Below are 17,821 nucleotides of genomic sequence, written 5' to 3'. Positions count from 1 at the left end.
CGCTAGCAGGAGGCAATGATGGCGCTTTTTCTTATTATAGCAGGTTTAGCCGCATTTTACGCTTTGGCTTTGTTTGAAGTAAAGCTGGTGGTCTGGGGGCTGGTTGCGCTCGGCTTTGCTGCCGTTTGGCAGATGCTGGTCGGTGCGGGTTTTGCGCCGCTGGGCGTTGGTTCGCTTCTATATATTCCGGGCGTTTTGATGGTCATCTTGTCGGTGCCATTTATTCGCCGTCTGCTGATTACGGCCCCGATTTATGGAGCAGTGAAGAAAATTCTGCCTAAGGTTTCGCGTACAGAGCAAGAGGCTTTGGATGCAGGAACGGTTGGGTGGGATGCGGAATTATTTTCGGGGCAGCCAAAATGGAACAAGCTGCTTGATATTCACAAGCCAGTTCTTTCAGCCGAAGAGCAAGCCTTTATGGATGGCCCTGCGGAAGAAGTTTGTGCCATGATCGATGATTGGGACACTCGCAACAATCGGGCCGATATGCCCGAACATGTTTGGACCTATCTTAAAGAGAATAAGTTCCTTGGCATGCTGATTTCCAAGGATCACGGTGGACTGGGTTTCTCTGCGCAGGCGCAGTCGATGATTGTGTCCAAAGTGGCTTGTCGCTCCATCGCCGCCGGCATTTCTGTCATGGTACCCAATTCTTTGGGGCCGGGCGAACTGCTCGAAAAATATGGAGCGCCTGCTCAAAAAGAAAAGTATCTTGAGCGCTTGGCCAATGGTTTGGAAGTGCCATGCTTTGCATTGACGGGTCCACACGCCGGTTCTGACGCTGCGGGTATGCGCGATTCTGGTGTTGTTTGTTATGGTGAGCACGAAGGTAAAGAAGTCTTGGGCGTCAAGCTGAATTGGGACAAGCGTTATATTACGCTCGGACCAGTTGCGACCTTACTTGGCTTAGCATTTAATCTTTATGATCCAGATAATCTTTTGGGCAAAGGCACAGATGTTGGCATTACCTTGGGTTTGATCCCCACCAACCACAAAGGCGTTGAAATTGGGCGGCGACATTATCCCGCGCGCTCAGCCTTTATGAATGGGCCAAATAGCGGCAAAGATGTGTTCATTCCGCTTGACTGGATTATTGGTGGTACCGAATATTGCGGCCAGGGTTGGCGCATGTTGATGGAGTGTTTGTCAACAGGTCGGGCGATCTCTTTGCCTGCAATTGGAACCGTTTCGATCAAACAAGCGTTGCGAGTAACCAGCGCCTATGCGCGCATTCGCCGCCAGTTTTCAATCCCTGTGGGGGTGATGGAAGGCGTTGCAGAGCCACTTTCACGGATCGTAAAAGACGCTTACATGTATGAAGGTTCCCGCGCGGTAACCGCTGCCATGGTTGACGAGGGGCAAAAACCCTCCGTGATATCCGCTTTGCTTAAATATCGTACCACTGAAGCCATGCGCGATCGGATGAATGATGCGTTGGATATCCACGGCGGACGCGCGGTATGCGACGGGCCCGCGAACTATTTGTTCTCAGCCTATCAAACGGTACCTGTGGCCATTACTGTTGAAGGGGCGAATATCCTCACCCGCACTTTGATTACTTTCGCTCAAGGCGCATTGCGGGCTCACCCGTTCCTATACAACGAGATCTCAGCAGCACAGGACGAAAACGCAAAAGAGGGCTTGAAAGCCTTTGATAAGGCCTTTGCTGGTCACACTGCATTCATGCTGCGCAATATTGCGGGATCGTTATTCCACAATATCACTTTGGGCGCCTTCGCATCCTCGCCAACGCAAGGGCCATTGAAAAAGCATTATCAACAGTTACACCGTTACGCGCAAAGCTTTGCGCTGGTGGGCGACTGGGTTGTTGTGGTGCTTGGCGGTGACATTAAACGCAAGCAAATGCTCTCGGGCCGCATGGCGGATATTCTGTCGGATCTATATTTGTGGTCGACGACTTTAAAACGTTGGGAGGACGACGGCGCAATAGCTGAAGACCTGCCCGTTGTTGAAGCGATTGTGCAAGATCGGATCGCGGCGATCGAGGCGAGTTTTCAACAAGTGTTTGCCAATTTCCCAAACCCTGTGATGACTTTTGTTATGCGTCGTTTGGTGTTTCCATTTGGCGCCTATGCCCAACCTTCTGGCGATAGAGCAAATTACAAATTGGCCAAAGCAATGTTGATGCATTCAGAGCAGCGTGACCGTTTCACACGTGACCTGTTTGTAAGTTTTGATCCTGAAGACCGCACCGGCATTCTTGAAGATGCGCTCAAAAAGGTTGAAGAAGCTGCTGATGCGGAGAAAAAATTTATCCGTGCGCTCAAGAAAGGCATCATTTCGCGACGTCTTGATCGGGACGCTATTGATGATGCAGTTGAACAAAATATCATCAATCATAATGAGGCGGGTCTCTTGCGTGCAGCGGATGAAGCGACGGACAATGTGATCCGGGTTGATGACTTTGCGCCGGATGAGCTTGCAAAAACCAACAAGTCGGGTGCTAATGGCGGCCATATTGCTGCTGAATAACCACCGGCGAAACTGATATGAGATGGGGAGCAAAAACGTGGCACAACCCAAAATGCCAAAGCTGAAATACTGGCGCTTTGAAGTCGATGTAGAAAAAATTGGTTGGCTGACCATTGATACGCCAAAATCGCCAGTAAACGTTCTGGGAACAGAATGCATGGGCGAACTTGAAACCCTGACGTTGCGGTTTGAAGATTTGGTGGCCTCTGATGAGCTGGCTGGCGTTGTGTTGTTATCGGCGAAGGACAATGGTTTCATTGCGGGTGCTGATGTGCGCGAATTTGACGCCATGAGTGATCCGTCGATTTTGCCAGAGGCTTTGAAAAAGGCACATGGGATTTTCAATCGCATTGAGAACCTTAAGGTGCCTGTTGTGGCTGGTATTCACGGGTTCTGTTTGGGCGGTGGGTTTGAGTTGGCTTTAGCCTGCCATTATCGCATTGCCGTTAATGATGACAAAACACGGATTGGTTTCCCCGAAGTAAAGCTTGGTATTTTTCCAGGCTTTGGTGGCACAGGACGTTCAATTCGCCAAGCAGGCCCAGTGGCCGCAATGACCGCAATGTTGACCGGCAAGTTCTACCGTGCGGGCGCGGCCAAAGGCATGGGTTTTGTTGATAAATTGGTGCGCCATAAAGACCAACTGCGTTGGGAAGCCCGTAAGGCTGTTATGCAGCGACGCGCTTCAGAACCCGCCGGATTTACAAAGCGTGTTATGGCCATGGGGCCGCTGCGCAGTTTTACAGCGAACAAAATGCGCGAAAGCGTGCGCAAAAAAGCCAACAAAAAGCATTACCCTGCACCCCACAAGCTGATCGATATTTACGAAAAGCATGGCGATAATCCAAAAGCTTTCATTAATGCGGAGCTCGAGCACTTCCCCCCATTAATGGCAACAGATACCGCGACCAATCTACGTCGCGTGTTCTTTTTGTCTGAAGGTTTGAAATCGCAAGGCGTTCAAAAAGGTCCAAAACCAAATTTTGCGCGTGTGCATGTGATTGGCGCTGGTGTGATGGGTGGCGACATTGCCGCTTGGTGCGCGTTGCGCGGCATGGAAGTGACGTTGCAAGATTTGGATATGGAGCGCATTGCACCGGCACTGAAGCGGGCAAAATCACTATTCAAAAAGCGTTTGCGCAAACCAAATCTTGTTGCGGCGGCAATGGCGCGATTGATCCCCGATACAGAAGCCAAAGGCGTTTCACGCGCGGATGTGGTGATTGAGGCGATTGTTGAAAATTTGGAAATCAAGCAAAAGCTGTTTGCTTCGCTTGAGGCGAAACTGAAACCAACAGCAATATTGGCGACGAACACATCTTCAATTCCATTGGAAAAGATTGCGTCCGTTCTTAGAGATCCGTCCAAATTGATTGGTCTTCACTTCTTCAATCCCGTGGCACAATTGCCATTGGTTGAGGTGATTGAGCAAAAGGGCAATAGCGCCGAAGTGGTGCGTATTGGCGCAAGCTTTTGTACAGCGATTGGCAAAAGCCCAGTCGTGGTGAAAAGCGCGCCGGGTTTCTTGGTCAACCGGGTGTTGATGCCCTATATGTTGCAAGCGGTTATGCGGGTCGAAAATGGCGAAAACCCCGTCACCATCGACAAAGCCGCAGTTGCCTTTGGCATGCCAATGGGGCCGATTGAATTGATGGATGTTGTGGGCCTTGATGTGGGCAAGTCCGTCGCCGAAGAGCTTGGCCAGGAAGTAAAACAAGGTGGCAAGTTTGCTTCGCTAGTGGCGAGTGGTCACTTGGGTCGTAAAACGGGCCAAGGTTTTTACAAATGGGAAGATGGGAAACCAACCAAGGGCGAAGCGGCAAATGTTGCGGACCTTGAAGGGCTTGGCCGTGAGTTGGTGAAGCCATTGGTTGATGAATGTGAGGTTTGTGTTGCGGACGGCATTGTTGCCAGCGCGGACATGGCCGACATTGGTGTGATTTTTGGTACGGGCTTTGCGCCTTTCCTTGGTGGGCCGATGCAGGCGCGCAAAGACGGCAAGGCGTAAGGGAGAGATTTGATGGCGAATAAAACACTTAAACGCGTTGCAATCGTTGGCAGTGCTCGAATTCCGTTTTGCCGCGCATATACGGGCTATATGGATGAAACAAGTTTGTCGATGATGTCTGGCGCTTTGTCGGGTTTGGTCGACAAGTTTGACCTTAAGGGGCAGCACATTGACGAGGTGATGGGTGGCGTTGTTCTTAATCATGCACGTGATTTTAATATCGCCCGTGAAGCAGCTTTGAACGCTGGCTTGGCACCAACGACGCCGGGCACCACGGTACAAATTGCATGCGGTACATCTTTGCAAGCGGCATTGATGCTTGGCGCCAAAATTGCTTCTGGTGACATAGAAAGCGGTATCGCGTGTGGCGCGGATAGCGTTAGCGATAGCCCTATTGTGTTTGGGCCTAAGTTTTCTAAACGCATGATCAAACTTAGCCGCGCGAAGACGCTTGGTCAAAAACTTGGCGTGTTCAAAGGCTTCTCGTTTGGCGAAGTGGTGCCGAATGCGCCTTCAACGTCCGAACCGCGCACCGGCTTATCGATGGGGCAGCATTGTGAGTTGATGGCCCGCGAATGGGGCGTGACCCGCGAAGAACAAGATGAATTGGCGTGGCGCAGCCACATTAATGCCGCCAAAGCCTATGACGAGGGGTTCCACGATGATCTGATTGTGTCCCATGCGGGTGTTATGCGCGACAATAATGTGCGTGCTGATTCAACCGTTGAGAAAATGGCGACGCTGAAACCATCATTTGATCGCAAGTCTGGCCACGGCACATTAACAGCGGCGAACTCTACACCGCTGACCGACGGCGCGGCTGCAGTTTTGCTGGCCAGTGAGGAATGGGCCAAAGAGCGCGGTTTGCCGATACTTGGCTATTTGCGTGCGGGTGCGGTTTCTGCGAATGATTTTGCTGCGGGCGATGGGCTATTGATGGCGCCAACAATTGCTGTGTCCAATATGTTGCGCAAAGAGGACTTGGGATTTGCCGATATTGACTTCTTTGAATTGCATGAAGCTTTTGCCGCGCAAGCGCTTTGCACCATTAAGTCCTTTTCTGATCGGGCGTACAACCGCAAGGTGCTTGGCCGTGACAAGGTTTTGGGCAAGATTGACCCTAAGAAGTTGAACGTGAAAGGCTCAAGTGTTGCTTATGGGCACCCATTTGCGGCCACTGGGGCGCGTATTTTGGGTGTAACTGCAAAATTGCTTGATGAGAGCAAAAAACAACGCGCGTTGATCTCTGTTTGTACCGCTGGCGGTCAGGGTGTGGCTGCAATTGTTGAGCGCAGCTAGCGCCCATCTTTTTGGCCACGCGAAATGCTTTGCGTGGCCAATTTGCCTTGTTCGCTCGCCTGGCTCAAGCCTTTGAGAATTTGCAAATCTGCGCTCGATTAGGATGGAACGTGTGCTGACACTTAACGGGCACAACCATAGGTATTGTGTCTGGCTGTTCTAAGTATTTCCCTTAAGAAAATTGTCCGATTGGTCTAGAACTGCCGTACCCTTGCGTACAATTGCAGCAATTGAGATGTATTGTCGGACAAATGGGGTTAGCGCCTTCAAGTTTAAGGGATATTCAGCGTGTGGTTTTTCCTCGCCGGGGGCAGTTTTTTACCAGTTTTCCAAAAAAATTTTGATCAGAGGAAAGTGATTAGCCTTCGAACTAATTCACTGAAATATAAACACAAAACTTGAATCAATGAACCTAGTTTAACAAATTGTGCTGATTTGCGACCGCCAAACGCGGGGTTTACCCTCAAACAGTGCTTGCCAAAAAGGGCGGTTGAACGCTAGGTTCTAGCCTCGCATTTGGGCTATTAAGTCCTCTTGTATAAAAGACCAAAAGACTGTCCACAAAAGCGACAGTCGAGGTCGAAGGAAACGTCTACTAGGGAGAGTAGTTTATGAAGTTTACCTCAATTTTTAAAGTTGCTACGGCGGCAACTATCGCAGCCTCAATGGCTGGCGGTTTTGCTTACGCTGATGCAATGCATCCAATGACTGGCGAAAAGCTAGCTGCGGATCAAACATTCACATACCGTTTGCTCGATGGCATTCCAACACTTGATCCACAATTGAACGAAGACGTTTCTGGTTCAGATATTCTTCGCGATTTGTTTGAAGGTTTGACTAACCAAGACGCAGACGGCAACACCATTCCAGGTGTGGCGGAAAGCTGGGAAGCTTCTGAAGGCAACACAGTTTACACCTTTAAACTTCGCGACAATGCGAAATGGTCAAATGGTGATCCTGTAACGGCTAACGATTTTGTTTATGCATGGCGTCGTGCAGCTGACCCTGCAACCGCTTCACCTTATTCTTGGTACATCGATCTGATGTCAATCAAGAACGGCTCTGAAGTTCTTGCAGGCGACCTTGCACCTGACCAATTGGGTGTTGAAGCGGTTGACGATTACACCTTCAAAGTATCATTGAGCCAAGCTCTACCGTACTTTGTTGCGATGACAACCCACGCAACAGTTTTCCCAACTCACCAAGCAACAATCGAAGCGCATGGTGATCAGTGGACACGCCCTGAAAATATGGTTTCAAACGGCGCATACAAGCTGACCGAGTGGGTTCTTAAAGAGCGCACAACTCGCGAACGCAACACAATGTATTGGAACAACGACAAGACAATACTTGATAAAGTTGTGACATTGGTCATCAATGACGACAACGTGGCATTGACTCGCTGGCGTGCCGGTGAGCTTGACCAAACAGCAGTTCCTGCAGGTCAGTATCCTCGTCTTAAAGAAGAGTTACCAGCGGAGACGTTCTCGTTCCCACGTCTGTGTAACTACTACTATACATTCAACTTGACTGATTCAGGTCACCCTGCGTTCCAAGACGTGCGTGTGCGTAAAGCGCTTGCTTATGCAGTTGATCGCGACGTGGTTGTTGAGAAAGTATTGCAAGCAGGTCAGTATCCTGCTTACACATTTACACCTGGAGCAACAGCAGGCTTTAGCGTTCCTGACGTAGATTTCGCCGGTTGGACACAAGCTGAACGTGACGCAAAAGCTAAAGAGCTTTTGGCTGAAGCTGGATTTGGTGCAGACAATCCATTGAAGTTTGACATGTTGTACAACACGTCTGAAGGCCACAAGAAAATTGCAACTGCAATTGCAGCAATGTGGAAACAGAAGCTTGGTGTTGAAGCTGTTCTTGCGAACATGGAATGGAAGACATTCCTTGATGTACGTGGAAAACAAGACTTCCAGTTGGCACGTGGCGCATGGTGTGGTGACTACAACGAAGCATCAACATTCCTTGATCTTGTAGACACAGATTCTGGCTACAACGACGGTAAATGGTCAAACGCAGAAGTTGATCAACTGTTGGCTGAAGCGAAAACAAGTGCTGACCCATCTGCGAACTACACGCGGATTGAGCAAATCTTGGCAGAAGAAATGCCTGTGATCCCAGTGTATCACTATACTGGCAACTTCATGCTGAAGACTTCTCTGAAGGGCTGGCCTTTTGGTAACGTAGAGCAAAACTGGTATAGCCGTGACCTTTATAAGGTTGCTGAATAGCAGTTAAGCGAATTGGAGGTGCCGCGGCTTGCCGCGGTGCCTTCGTTTTTTGGAGCACTGCAAAATGCAGGTTCCAGTATTTAGCGAATGCCCTCTCACATTGTTGAAATGCCGGTTTTTTGCTTGGCTGATATGATGCACAAATCGAAGAGGCACGCTAAGGGATGCAGGGTCAAAGCTTATGTTCAGCTTTATTGTAAAGAGAGCATTGTCGGCAGTTCCGACGCTCCTTTTTCTTATTATTTTTTCATTTGTCCTAATGCGCTTAGCGCCAGGCGGTCCGTTCACTTCAGAAAAACCGTTGCCGCCGCAGGTGTTGGCAAATATTGAGGCAAAATATGGTTTGGATCAGCCATGGTTGATTCAGATTTGGCGATATGTTTCGGGCATCATCACCCAGTTCGATTTTGGGCCATCTTTCCGCTATAAAGACCAAACGGTAAACAGTATCCTTTCTCAGGGCTTCTCTGTGACCTTGGTTTACGGCTTTTGGTCATTTGTTGCAGCAGTTGCCATTGGCATGCCTTTGGGCATTATTGCTGCAATTAAGCACAATAGTTGGTTGGATTATCTCGCCGTTGGTATTTCCATTGGCGCGCAAGTTTTGCCAAACTTCGTGATGGCACCAATTTTGGTGATCATTTTTACGCTTTGGCTAAAGGTCTTGCCAGGCGGCGGATGGAATGGCGGCGGCATAGAATATATCATCATGCCGGTTATCGCGCTGTCCACAAGCTATATGGCGTCAATTGCGCGTATCGCACGATCTTCGATGCTGGAGGTTTTGCATTCCAACTTCATTCGCACAGCGAAGGCCAAGGGCCTGCCGATGTCGAGCATCATTATGAAGCACGCCATCAAGCCGGCTTTGTTGCCCGTTGTGTCATACCTTGGCCCAGCGTTTGTGGGCATGATCACTGGTTCGGTGATTATCGACATGTACTTTTCAACCGGCGGTATGGGGCAATATTTCATCGAGGCTGCTCTGAACAGAGACTACTCTCTGCTCATGGGGGCAACGATTATTTTTGGCTCCCTCACCATCCTGTTCAATATGTTTGCTGACATTATTTATGCTTGGCTAGACCCGAAAATCCGGTTGGCTTAGGAGGCAAAAATGTTGGTAAGCAAAGAAAAAATGTCGAGCCTCGTTGAGGTTGCTTCGAATAGTAAAGAGGTTGAGGGACGCTCTCTTTGGCAAGATGCATGGGAACGCTTTCAGCGTAACAAGGCTGCAGTCGTAAGCGTGTTTGTTCTTACACTTATGGTGATTTGGTCATTTGTTGGACCTGCGTTGTCACCTTGGTCATACGAAGAGATTGACTGGAATGTGATTGGCAATGCGGCAACCGATGGGTTCCCTTCAATTGCGTCTGGTCATTATTTTGGGACTGACGATCTAGGTCGGGATATTTATGCGCGTACCCTTCAAGGTACACAGATATCGCTACTGGTGGGCTTGGTCGGTACGGCCGTTGCCGTGGTCATTGGCGTTCTATACGGCGCAATTGCGGGATATGTTGGCGGTCGTGTTGACAATTACATGATGCGCTTCGTCGACTTCTTGATGTCCATTCCATATATGTTCATTTTGATCATTCTGTTTGTGATGTTTGGCCGGTCATTGTGGTTGTTGTTCGCAGGTCTTGGTGCTTTTGCTTGGATGGATATGGCGCGGATTGTGCGTGGTCAGACTTTGTCTATTAAGAACAAAGAATATATTGAGGCGAGCGTTGCTTCCGGTGTTGGAAGTTTCACCATTATCATGCGGCACGTTTTGCCAAATCTCTTGGGTATTGTTGCCGTTTATACAACGCTATTGATCCCGGGCTTAATCATGACAGAGAGCTTCATTTCATTCCTTGGCCTGGGTATTCAAGAACCGCTGACCTCGTGGGGTGCTTTGATTTCGGATGGTGCTAAAACCATTCAATATGGCACGCCATGGCAACTCTTGTTCCCGCTTGGGTTCTTCATTGTTGGTTTGTTCTGTTTCTACTTCATTGGCGACGGCTTGCGCGATGCGCTTGATCCCAAAGATCGATAGGAGGGCATTTTGAATAATTCTCATTTTTCCCAATTGTCGACCTTCAATTTGAATAAAGGATCAGTAGCGTGAGCGATCAGAAGAAAAAAGTGTTGGAGGTCAACAACCTTAAGGTGACCTTCGATACGCCCGATGGGCAAGTAGAAGCGGTGAAGGGTGTTTCCCTTCACATTAAACCGGGTGAATGTCTGGGTATCGTGGGTGAATCTGGTTCTGGCAAAAGCCAAACCTTTATGACCACCATGGGTTTGCTTGCAAACAATGGTCGTACTGAAGGTGAGATCATCTTTAACGGCACGTCCTTGCTCGGGCTATCAACCTCAGAGTTGAACAAGGTGCGTGGTCGCAATATGTCGATGATCTTCCAAGATCCTTTGACATCATTGACCCCTCATCTCACCGTCTTTGAACAGATGTCTGAAGTGTTGCAGTTGCACACTGGAATGCGTGGGCGAGAAGCTGAAAAGAAGTGCCTTGATTGGTTAGATCGCGTTCGCATTTCTGAAGCTGAACGTCGGTTGCGCCAATATCCGCATGAGTTGTCCGGTGGCATGCGCCAACGGGTGATGATTGCAATGTCGATGTTGTGTTCACCGGATCTGTTGATTGCCGATGAGCCCACAACAGCGCTTGATGTGACCGTGCAAGCTGAAATCTTGGATCTCATGGATGAGCTGAAGCGGGAGAATAATACCGCAATTGCTTTGATTACACACGATATGGGCGTTGTTGCGCGCATGTGTGATCGCATTCAGGTCATGCGTCACGGTGTTTATGTTGAAGAGGGTACGGCGGAAGAAGTATTCCACAAGCCTGAGCATGAATATACCAAAATGCTTTTGGATGCGATGCCACGTATTGATCAGCCGGATAAGGCCACCAATCGAAAACTGAAGGAATACGACCTTAAAGGTCGGGACGAGAACTTCCTGAAAGTTGATGATGTAGAAGTGCACTTTAACATCAAAGTGCCTACGGGGCTTTGGTATCGCAATGTGCCTTTGAAAGCAGTGGACGGCGTTAGTTTTGATCTAAGACCAGGTGAGACGCTCGGTATTGTGGGCGAATCGGGTTGTGGTAAATCCACGCTTGCGCGGGCTGTTCTGCAGTTGATTCCGCCCACCGCCGGTACGGTGAGTTGGTTGGGGCGTCCTTTGGATGCTTCAAACAAGGCTGAATTGAAAGCCAAGCGTGAAGATCTGCAGATTGTGTTCCAAGATCCTTTGGCCAGTCTTGATCCACGCATGACAATTTCAGATTCCATTATGGAGCCGCTCCGCACGTTCCGCTCAGACTTGAGCCGTGAGGAAATGAAGTCGAAAGTGGCGAGCATCATGGAGCGGGTCGGGCTTGATCGAAATATGATCAATCGTTACCCACATGAGTTGTCCGGCGGACAGAATCAGCGTGTGGGCATTGCCCGTGCGATGATCATGGAGCCAAAGCTGGTTGTGTGTGATGAGGCGGTGTCGGCGCTTGACGTATCTATTCAAGCACAGATCATCGAGTTATTGATGGACTTGCAAGAAGAGTTTGGTCTCTCCTTGTTGTTCATCTCGCATGATTTGTCTGTGGTGCGTGAAGTATCTCACCGCATTATGGTGCTTTATCTTGGACGTATTGTGGAGTTGGCGGATCGCAATCAGATCTATTTGAACCCTCAACACCCCTATACTCAGCAGTTGATATCGGCAGTTCCAATTCCCGATCCAAACGTGGAGCGGACGCGTGAGCGTATTCGTTTCCCAGGTGAATTGCCCTCGCCGATGGATCCAACAGCTAAGCTAAGATTCCTAAAATCTAAGCTTAAAGCCAATGAGCTTGATTATGTGCCTGAGCTACGCGAGCTCACACCGGGTCATTTTGTTGCGGAACATGATCCTATTGAAGAGCTTTTAGTCAGCTAATCAGCTTGTCTAATTTGTACTTAAACAGGGGGCCATTTGGTCCCCTGTTACAATTTTGAATACGTGAGTTGTTAATTGTCCCTTGTTTGGGAGAAGAATCCTTGGCTTTTTGTGTTATGGTGCGTTGACAAACTTGGGATTTATCCATAAACAACGACCAACGAATTCTTGGCGCCAGTGGCGCCTATTTTTATGAATGTGAAGGGTGACCGGAATGAAAATCAAAAATTCCATTAAAGCGCTGCGCACCCGGCATCGCGACAATAAGGTCGTTCGCCGTCGCGGTCGCATCTACATTATCAACAAAGTGAACAAGCGCTTTAAGGCTCGTCAGGGCTAAGCAGTTCAAGCTTTGAACTATCAAATTTGGGGTCGATGGCAATGCCATCGGCCCTTTTTGTTGTGCTTGGGTATTTGGGATGAGCTTGCGAAATGATGGCGGTGAGTTTTGGGCCCTGCACTTACAACTGTACCAAATTGGGACAATTCAATTAGATTCGTTATTTTTTGCTTAATCTACTTCGTATGTGTAACATGCACAGTTGAGCATGCATCCAATTTTGGTTTGTTGATTGCGTCAATACTAGTTTGGAGTTCGGTCGCAGCGCTGAACCCAAGTCCCATAGGGGGGGAAAATGACTGTTCAAGAAGATATCGCAAAAATCTACGTTGGTTATTACGGACGCTCACCAGAGCCGGAAGGCTGGAACTATTGGATTGGCGAAAACACCAAAGCGAACCCATTGTCGCTCGCGCAAATAGCCGCTTCTTTTTCGGTTCAACCCGAATCTAAAGCGCTTTATCCATTTCTTGTTGCGCCCGCGATTTCTGATCCTACGACATTCATTACTCAGGTTTACCAAAATCTCTTTAATCGAAACCCCGATACAGAGGGGCTGAATTATTGGAAAGGTAAACTTGCCGCCGCACTTGGAGATCCGCAAGCAACGGGCGCTATGATTATCGATATTATTTCTGGCGCGAAAGATGATGCGAACGGCAACGATAGAACGACGTTAAACAACAAAGTTGCTGTTGCGATGGACTGGGGCACCAGTGTCCTGGCTTTGACAAATCTTGATTATGAAAACAACGCTGCGGCAAAAGCTTCGGCAAAGGAAGTATTGCAAGGCGTCACCGACGACGCATCAACAGTTGCGGCTGCAAAAGCGAAGACAGACGTTTATGTTGCTGACGCTGCAAGTGCCAATCCTGGTGAAACGTTTAACCTGATCTCAAGTGTTGAAACCAAAACCGGTGGCACTGGTGACGATAAATTTGTTGGCACAAATACCACGTTAAATGATGGCGATAATCTGAATGGCGGGGGTGGTACGGATACCCTTAGCATAACTGACGTTTCGGGAACGACAGTGACACCAGTTCTTACAAGCATTGAAAAGATTGAGTTGCTAGCTACCCATTCGTCGTTAACAACATTCAACCTGAGTGCTTCCACGGGCGTCACGTCAGCGGCTTTGAACAACAGTTCGGGCGGTTTAAAGCTTGAAGGCGCGGCTGCAATTGCAGACTTGTCCGCCACCAACACCACTGGCAACGCTTCGTTGATTGCTTCTTACAAAGCAAGTGCTGTTTCAGGATCAAGTGATGTCCAAAAGATCGCTTTGGAAAATGCTGTTTTGAATGGTGCAATTGCCATTGATGATGTGGAAACGTTCGAGATCACAGCAACGGGTACGAACACGACCACCAACATTATTGGTGCGCACACGATCAATGTAAGTGGCTCAGGTTCATTCGCTGGTGAATTCCGTCCAAGTACAGATACCGGCACATTCACCTCTACCGGTTCTGGGGCGATGAACATTAATTTCCAAAGCAATAAAAGCTACACGGTTGTGACCGGAAGCGGCAATGACAATTTGGAATTTGGTAGCACCAACACGGTTGATGTGAAATCAGGCGGTGGCGATGACACCTTGCATTTTGATTCTTCGTTAGATTCGACCGATAAGATTGACGGCGGTTCTGGAAAAGACACATTGGTCTTGGACAGCTTCGCAAATACTGCCACGCATGTGAATAAGGCCACTGGCATTGAAGTTTTGGTTGCGCAAAACGCGAGCAATGGCTTTACCGCAAGCGATTACACTAATGTGCATGAGTTTGTGTTTGCAGGTGGTCCTTCTGGTAGCCGAGTAAATGTTCGTGGCGTTGAGACTGAAGATCGGATCGTTTTTACGGCGGATCAAAGCCAAGGCGACGAAGCTGTTCGGTTTGAAGGCGAGGGTGCGGGGCAAACTTTGACCATGGAACTGCGTGCGCAAACCGGCAGTAGCGGCGAAGTGGTTATTCATGCCAATACCAATACTGGCAATGATTATGCAGCCGTTGGTTTCCAAAGCAATATTTCGTCGGTCATTATTGATTCAACTGGTGTTACTGGTGCAAGCACAAATGCCAATATGGTTCACGCTGTCGACAATGGCAGCAACAACTATTATGCGTTTGCAAATGATGGTGGCATTGCGAACTTCACGATCACTGGTACGCACGCACTTAACATTGGCGCTAAAGATGGTGCTGAGATGTCTGCGAGCAGCGATACGTTCGGGTTCATGAACGCTGTTAACGTGAATGCGGGGGCGTTTAAGGCTGATTTGAAAATTGCTGGTTCAAACTCTGATGATACGCTAACCGGCGGTGATGGAAACGACGTGTTCTACGGTATGTCGGGCGATGATACTTTGCGCGGCAATGACGGTTCTGATCAGTTCCGCTTTGTTGGCACCAACTCCACAGACAAAATCAAAGACTTTGTAAGTGGCACCGACAAGATTGGTTTCAATCTGTTTGATTTCGGCAATACGACTGCGACAACGGCCGGCCAGACCCTCTCAACAGACGATTATGTTGATAATCGTTCTAGCATTACGTCTATGGGTACGGCGGACAATCATAAAATGATCGAGTTGCAAACCGGCTTGTCATCGGGTCAGATCACCGGTGATACCGGGGCTGCGATTGAAGCTTATGTAATGGTGTTTAACACCTCTACGAACAAAGCTGAGCTTTGGTACGATAACGACTGGAGCACGAGCACCAGCCGTCGTCACATTGCGACTTTGGACAATACATCTGAATTGTCCGACGTGGTTGGTTTGAGCGCCACTGACTTCGTGGAGTTTGTTGCCTAATAATTGGACGTAATATGAATTGAAAAGGGAGCCGGTTGGCTCCCTTTTTTTGTTCGGCGCTGGCTATGCCCAAAAATTGAGCAGCTTTGACTTTTTCCAAAAAATAGGCAACAATGCAACGCTGCCTAAAAAATAGGCATTTTGTGTTTCGGGAGAAGTTGAAAATGAATGGTGCAGACACGAGCTGGATATTAACTGCCACAGCGCTCGTTTTATTGATGACAATGCCAGGCTTGGCCTTGTTCTATGCAGGTCTTGTGCAGGCAAAAAACATATTGTCTGTGTTGATGCATTGTGTGGCGATTGCTTGTTTGGCATCGATTCTTTGGTTTATGTTTGGCTATTCTCTTGCCTTTACCGAAGGCAATGCGCTCATCGGTGGGCTAAGCCGTATTGGCTTGGTGGGTATGGAGCGTGACAGTTTAAGCGGTACCATTCCTGAGAGCCTTTGGGTGATCTTTCAGATGACGTTCGCAGTGATCACACCAGCATTGATGGTTGGCGCTTTTGTGGAGCGGATTAAGTTTTCAGCTGTTCTTATTATCGCAGGCGCTTGGCTGATGCTGGTCTATGTGCCTGTTACCCATTGGGTATGGGGCGGCGGCTGGCTTGCCCAGCTTGGCGTTATTGATTTTGCTGGCGGCATCGTGGTGCATGTGACCGCCGGTGTGTCTGCGGCGGTGATTGCATTGATGCTTGGCGCGCGAAATGGGTTCCCCAGTGGTGTGCGTCCGCCGCATGCCCCTTGGATGGTCATGGTTGGTGCTTCGCTTTTGTGGGTCGGCTGGTTTGGCTTTAACGGTGGCAGTGCGGTTGCGGCAAATGGCGATGCAACCATGGCGATATTGGTGACGCATCTGAGTGCGGCAACTGCCTCGCTTGTTTGGATGGTGATTGAATGGGTCAAATTTGGACGTCCGAGCATTGTGGGCATCGTGACAGGCACCATTGCTGGGTTGGCAACAATTACCCCAGCGTCTGGCTCTGTTGGTCCAATGGGAGCCATTTTGTTGGGGTTAGCCGGCGGTGTTATTTGTTTTTATGCGGTTGATTTTGTGAAGCACAAAATGAACATTGACGACTCGCTTGATGTGCTTGCTGTGCACGGCATTGGTGGAGCTACGGGCACATTGTTGCTGGCTTTCTTGCTCGCCTTTGGATCGGGCGCAGCGGGCTACGCAGATGGAATGAACGCCATGAGCCAATTTGGCGTACAAGCCATTGGGGTTGTTGTAACTGCGATTTGGTCATTGGTGGTAACTGTGGTTATTGTGTGGATCACAAAGAAGCTTGTCGGCCTACGTGTCGATAAAGAAGCGGAAACCACTGGGCTTGATTTGGCTGTGCACGGTGAAACTGGCTACCGAAACTAGCCATTCATTTGATTGGAGGACGTATGAAATTCATTATCGCGATCATTAAGCCGCACAAGTTGGATGAGGTGCGTGATGCGATAGGCGCGTTGGATATTTCGGGCATGACCGTGACGGAAGTTCGCGGTTATGGGCGGCAACGTGGGCACACCGAAATCTATCGGGGTGCCGAATACGAAATCTCATATGTGCCGAAATTGAAGCTAGAAATCGCTGTTCCCGACGACAAATTGGACAAAGCTGTGGATGCAATTCGCGAAACAGCTTCGGAAGGCAAAATTGGGGATGGCAAAATATTTATCTTAGATCTTGAGGCGGCTATTCGTGTACGCACGGGGGAGAGTGGCGAAAGCGCGCTTTAGACAGCGCCCGTTTCAAGATTGAACGCGCCAATCACGTGGGAGAGTTGGACCCTTATCAGTTCTTCCACCGATTGGCGCGTTATGTATTTATGGATGTTGATTGGGCTCGAGTTGAGCAAAGAATTGTTTGGCGACATTCAGTCCATTGATTGCTGCAGGCATACCGCCATAAAGCGACATCTGCATAATGGTCTCAAAAATCTCAGTTTTTGTTGCACCCGCGGCATGTGCATGTTCAATATTGATTTCGAGTTGAGGCGCTGTTTGCCCACCCAGGGCGGTAAGTGCTCCAATGGTAATGAGCTGGCGTGTTTTCAAATCCAAACCCTCGCGGGCGTAAATGCGGCCATAAGCGAATTCAATTAAGGTTTCTGCAAACTCGGGTACGTCCTCGTCGTATCGGTCCGCCAGTGTTTTTTCCAGTGTTGGGTTGAATGAGTTGGTGAGGTTGCGACCTGCTTGAAGGGCACTTTTTGTCATTTGTTTTCTCGTTTGTTGAAATGATCAGTCATGCAAACGGAAATGGGAATATCTGTGCTTTTGGCAATTGCAGATTGATAGGCAGAAATTTTGTCTTGAACTAAAGCCAAGCAGCCTTCTTGTTCAATAATTGTTTGTTTGATGCGAAGTTCATGCACTTGTAGAAGATCACATCTGTCCTGATTGGATGAGGGCCCCGTTTGGCGGTGAGCCGCATAGGCAAGCATGTCTTTCAGTGGCATGCCTGTGGCTTTGAGCACTTTGATAAAGTTGAGCCAAGCCACAAAACTTGGGCCATAGACCCGGCGTCCACCGGCGTCACGAGGAACATTTTTGATCAATCCGATTTTCTCATAATAGCGGAGTGTATCGATGCTTACATTGCAGGTTTTTGCCAGTTCGCCGATATACATTTTGCTTCTCATTAGGTTTGCTTGATTACTTGTAG

General features: G+C 48.8%; 13 protein-coding genes. 11 read left to right on the top strand and 2 right to left on the bottom strand.

Annotated elements, in window-relative coordinates; genetic code table 11:
- Nucleotides 1-18 precede the first annotated feature (18 nt).
- The 11 genes from O4H47_RS15495 to O4H47_RS15445 all read left to right on the top strand — a co-directional run bounded on the left by O4H47_RS15495 (nucleotide 19) and on the right by O4H47_RS15445 (nucleotide 16,893).
- Nucleotides 19-2,493 (top strand): acyl-CoA dehydrogenase, encoded by a 2,475-nt coding sequence (locus O4H47_RS15495; protein ID WP_269394920.1) that lies wholly within the window; start codon nucleotides 19-21, stop codon nucleotides 2,491-2,493.
- A 37-nt stretch (nucleotides 2,494-2,530) separates the two neighbouring features.
- Nucleotides 2,531-4,501, top strand: a complete 1,971-nt coding sequence (locus tag O4H47_RS15490; protein WP_269394919.1) for a 3-hydroxyacyl-CoA dehydrogenase NAD-binding domain-containing protein — start codon at nucleotides 2,531-2,533, stop codon at nucleotides 4,499-4,501.
- Between the two features lie 12 nt (nucleotides 4,502-4,513).
- Nucleotides 4,514-5,800: an acetyl-CoA C-acetyltransferase gene (locus O4H47_RS15485; RefSeq protein ID WP_269394918.1), complete on the top strand. Its 1,287-nt coding sequence runs from the start codon at nucleotides 4,514-4,516 to the stop codon at nucleotides 5,798-5,800.
- 611 nt (nucleotides 5,801-6,411) lie between these two features.
- Nucleotides 6,412-8,046, top strand: coding sequence for a peptide ABC transporter substrate-binding protein (locus O4H47_RS15480; protein ID WP_269394917.1), 1,635 nt, complete (start codon nucleotides 6,412-6,414; stop codon nucleotides 8,044-8,046).
- A gap of 181 nt (nucleotides 8,047-8,227) precedes the next feature.
- The gene (gene oppB / locus O4H47_RS15475) at nucleotides 8,228-9,154 is read left to right on the top strand and encodes an oligopeptide ABC transporter permease OppB (protein WP_269394916.1); all 927 of its coding nucleotides are present in this window, start codon (nucleotides 8,228-8,230) and stop codon (nucleotides 9,152-9,154) included.
- A gap of 9 nt (nucleotides 9,155-9,163) precedes the next feature.
- Nucleotides 9,164-10,093, top strand: a complete 930-nt coding sequence (locus tag O4H47_RS15470) for an ABC transporter permease subunit (protein ID WP_269394915.1) — start codon at nucleotides 9,164-9,166, stop codon at nucleotides 10,091-10,093.
- Nucleotides 10,094-10,161: 68 nt separating this feature from the next.
- Nucleotides 10,162-12,000 (top strand): ABC transporter ATP-binding protein, encoded by a 1,839-nt coding sequence (locus O4H47_RS15465; protein ID WP_269394914.1) that lies wholly within the window; start codon nucleotides 10,162-10,164, stop codon nucleotides 11,998-12,000.
- 214 nt (nucleotides 12,001-12,214) lie between these two features.
- On the top strand, nucleotides 12,215-12,340 hold the full coding sequence (gene ykgO / locus O4H47_RS15460) for a type B 50S ribosomal protein L36 (RefSeq protein ID WP_027835018.1): 126 nt from the start codon (nucleotides 12,215-12,217) through the stop codon (nucleotides 12,338-12,340).
- A gap of 295 nt (nucleotides 12,341-12,635) precedes the next feature.
- Nucleotides 12,636-15,158: a DUF4214 domain-containing protein gene (locus O4H47_RS15455; RefSeq protein ID WP_269394913.1), complete on the top strand. Its 2,523-nt coding sequence runs from the start codon at nucleotides 12,636-12,638 to the stop codon at nucleotides 15,156-15,158.
- A 164-nt stretch (nucleotides 15,159-15,322) separates the two neighbouring features.
- Nucleotides 15,323-16,531 carry an ammonium transporter gene (locus tag O4H47_RS15450; protein WP_269394912.1) on the top strand — a complete coding sequence of 403 codons (1,209 nt, stop codon included), beginning with the start codon at nucleotides 15,323-15,325 and terminating at the stop codon, nucleotides 16,529-16,531.
- Nucleotides 16,532-16,554: 23 nt separating this feature from the next.
- On the top strand, nucleotides 16,555-16,893 hold the full coding sequence (locus O4H47_RS15445; RefSeq protein ID WP_269394911.1) for a P-II family nitrogen regulator: 339 nt from the start codon (nucleotides 16,555-16,557) through the stop codon (nucleotides 16,891-16,893).
- Nucleotides 16,894-16,980: 87 nt separating this feature from the next.
- On the opposite strand, the gene O4H47_RS15440 is transcribed toward O4H47_RS15445, so the two are convergent.
- The gene (locus tag O4H47_RS15440; protein WP_269394910.1) at nucleotides 16,981-17,373 is read right to left on the bottom strand and encodes a carboxymuconolactone decarboxylase family protein; all 393 of its coding nucleotides are present in this window, start codon (nucleotides 17,371-17,373) and stop codon (nucleotides 16,981-16,983) included.
- On the bottom strand, nucleotides 17,370-17,798 hold the full coding sequence (locus O4H47_RS15435) for a MerR family transcriptional regulator (protein WP_269394909.1): 429 nt from the start codon (nucleotides 17,796-17,798) through the stop codon (nucleotides 17,370-17,372). Before O4H47_RS15435 ends, O4H47_RS15440 begins: the two co-directional genes overlap by 4 nt.
- Nucleotides 17,799-17,821: the final 23 nt, after the last annotated feature.

Origin of the sequence: Maritalea porphyrae (assembly GCF_027213965.1) — a bacterium.
Classification (GTDB): domain Bacteria; phylum Pseudomonadota; class Alphaproteobacteria; order Rhizobiales; family Devosiaceae; genus Maritalea; species Maritalea porphyrae_A.
The sequence above is the reverse complement of the archived record's forward strand: the minus strand, read 5'-3'. Positions and strand labels throughout refer to the sequence as shown.

Coding starts and splice junctions, on each gene's coding strand:
- O4H47_RS15450 (WP_269394912.1), top strand. CDS start 15,323: ATGAATGGTGCAGACACGAGCTGGATATTAACTGCCACAGCGCTCGTT.
- O4H47_RS15480 (WP_269394917.1), top strand. CDS start 6,412: ATGAAGTTTACCTCAATTTTTAAAGTTGCTACGGCGGCAACTATCGCA.
- O4H47_RS15440 (WP_269394910.1), bottom strand. CDS start 17,373: ATGACAAAAAGTGCCCTTCAAGCAGGTCGCAACCTCACCAACTCATTC.
- O4H47_RS15455 (WP_269394913.1), top strand. CDS start 12,636: ATGACTGTTCAAGAAGATATCGCAAAAATCTACGTTGGTTATTACGGA.
- O4H47_RS15435 (WP_269394909.1), bottom strand. CDS start 17,798: ATGAGAAGCAAAATGTATATCGGCGAACTGGCAAAAACCTGCAATGTA.
- ykgO (WP_027835018.1), top strand. CDS start 12,215: ATGAAAATCAAAAATTCCATTAAAGCGCTGCGCACCCGGCATCGCGAC.
- O4H47_RS15495 (WP_269394920.1), top strand. CDS start 19: ATGGCGCTTTTTCTTATTATAGCAGGTTTAGCCGCATTTTACGCTTTG.
- O4H47_RS15470 (WP_269394915.1), top strand. CDS start 9,164: ATGTTGGTAAGCAAAGAAAAAATGTCGAGCCTCGTTGAGGTTGCTTCG.
- oppB (WP_269394916.1), top strand. CDS start 8,228: ATGTTCAGCTTTATTGTAAAGAGAGCATTGTCGGCAGTTCCGACGCTC.
- O4H47_RS15445 (WP_269394911.1), top strand. CDS start 16,555: ATGAAATTCATTATCGCGATCATTAAGCCGCACAAGTTGGATGAGGTG.
- O4H47_RS15485 (WP_269394918.1), top strand. CDS start 4,514: ATGGCGAATAAAACACTTAAACGCGTTGCAATCGTTGGCAGTGCTCGA.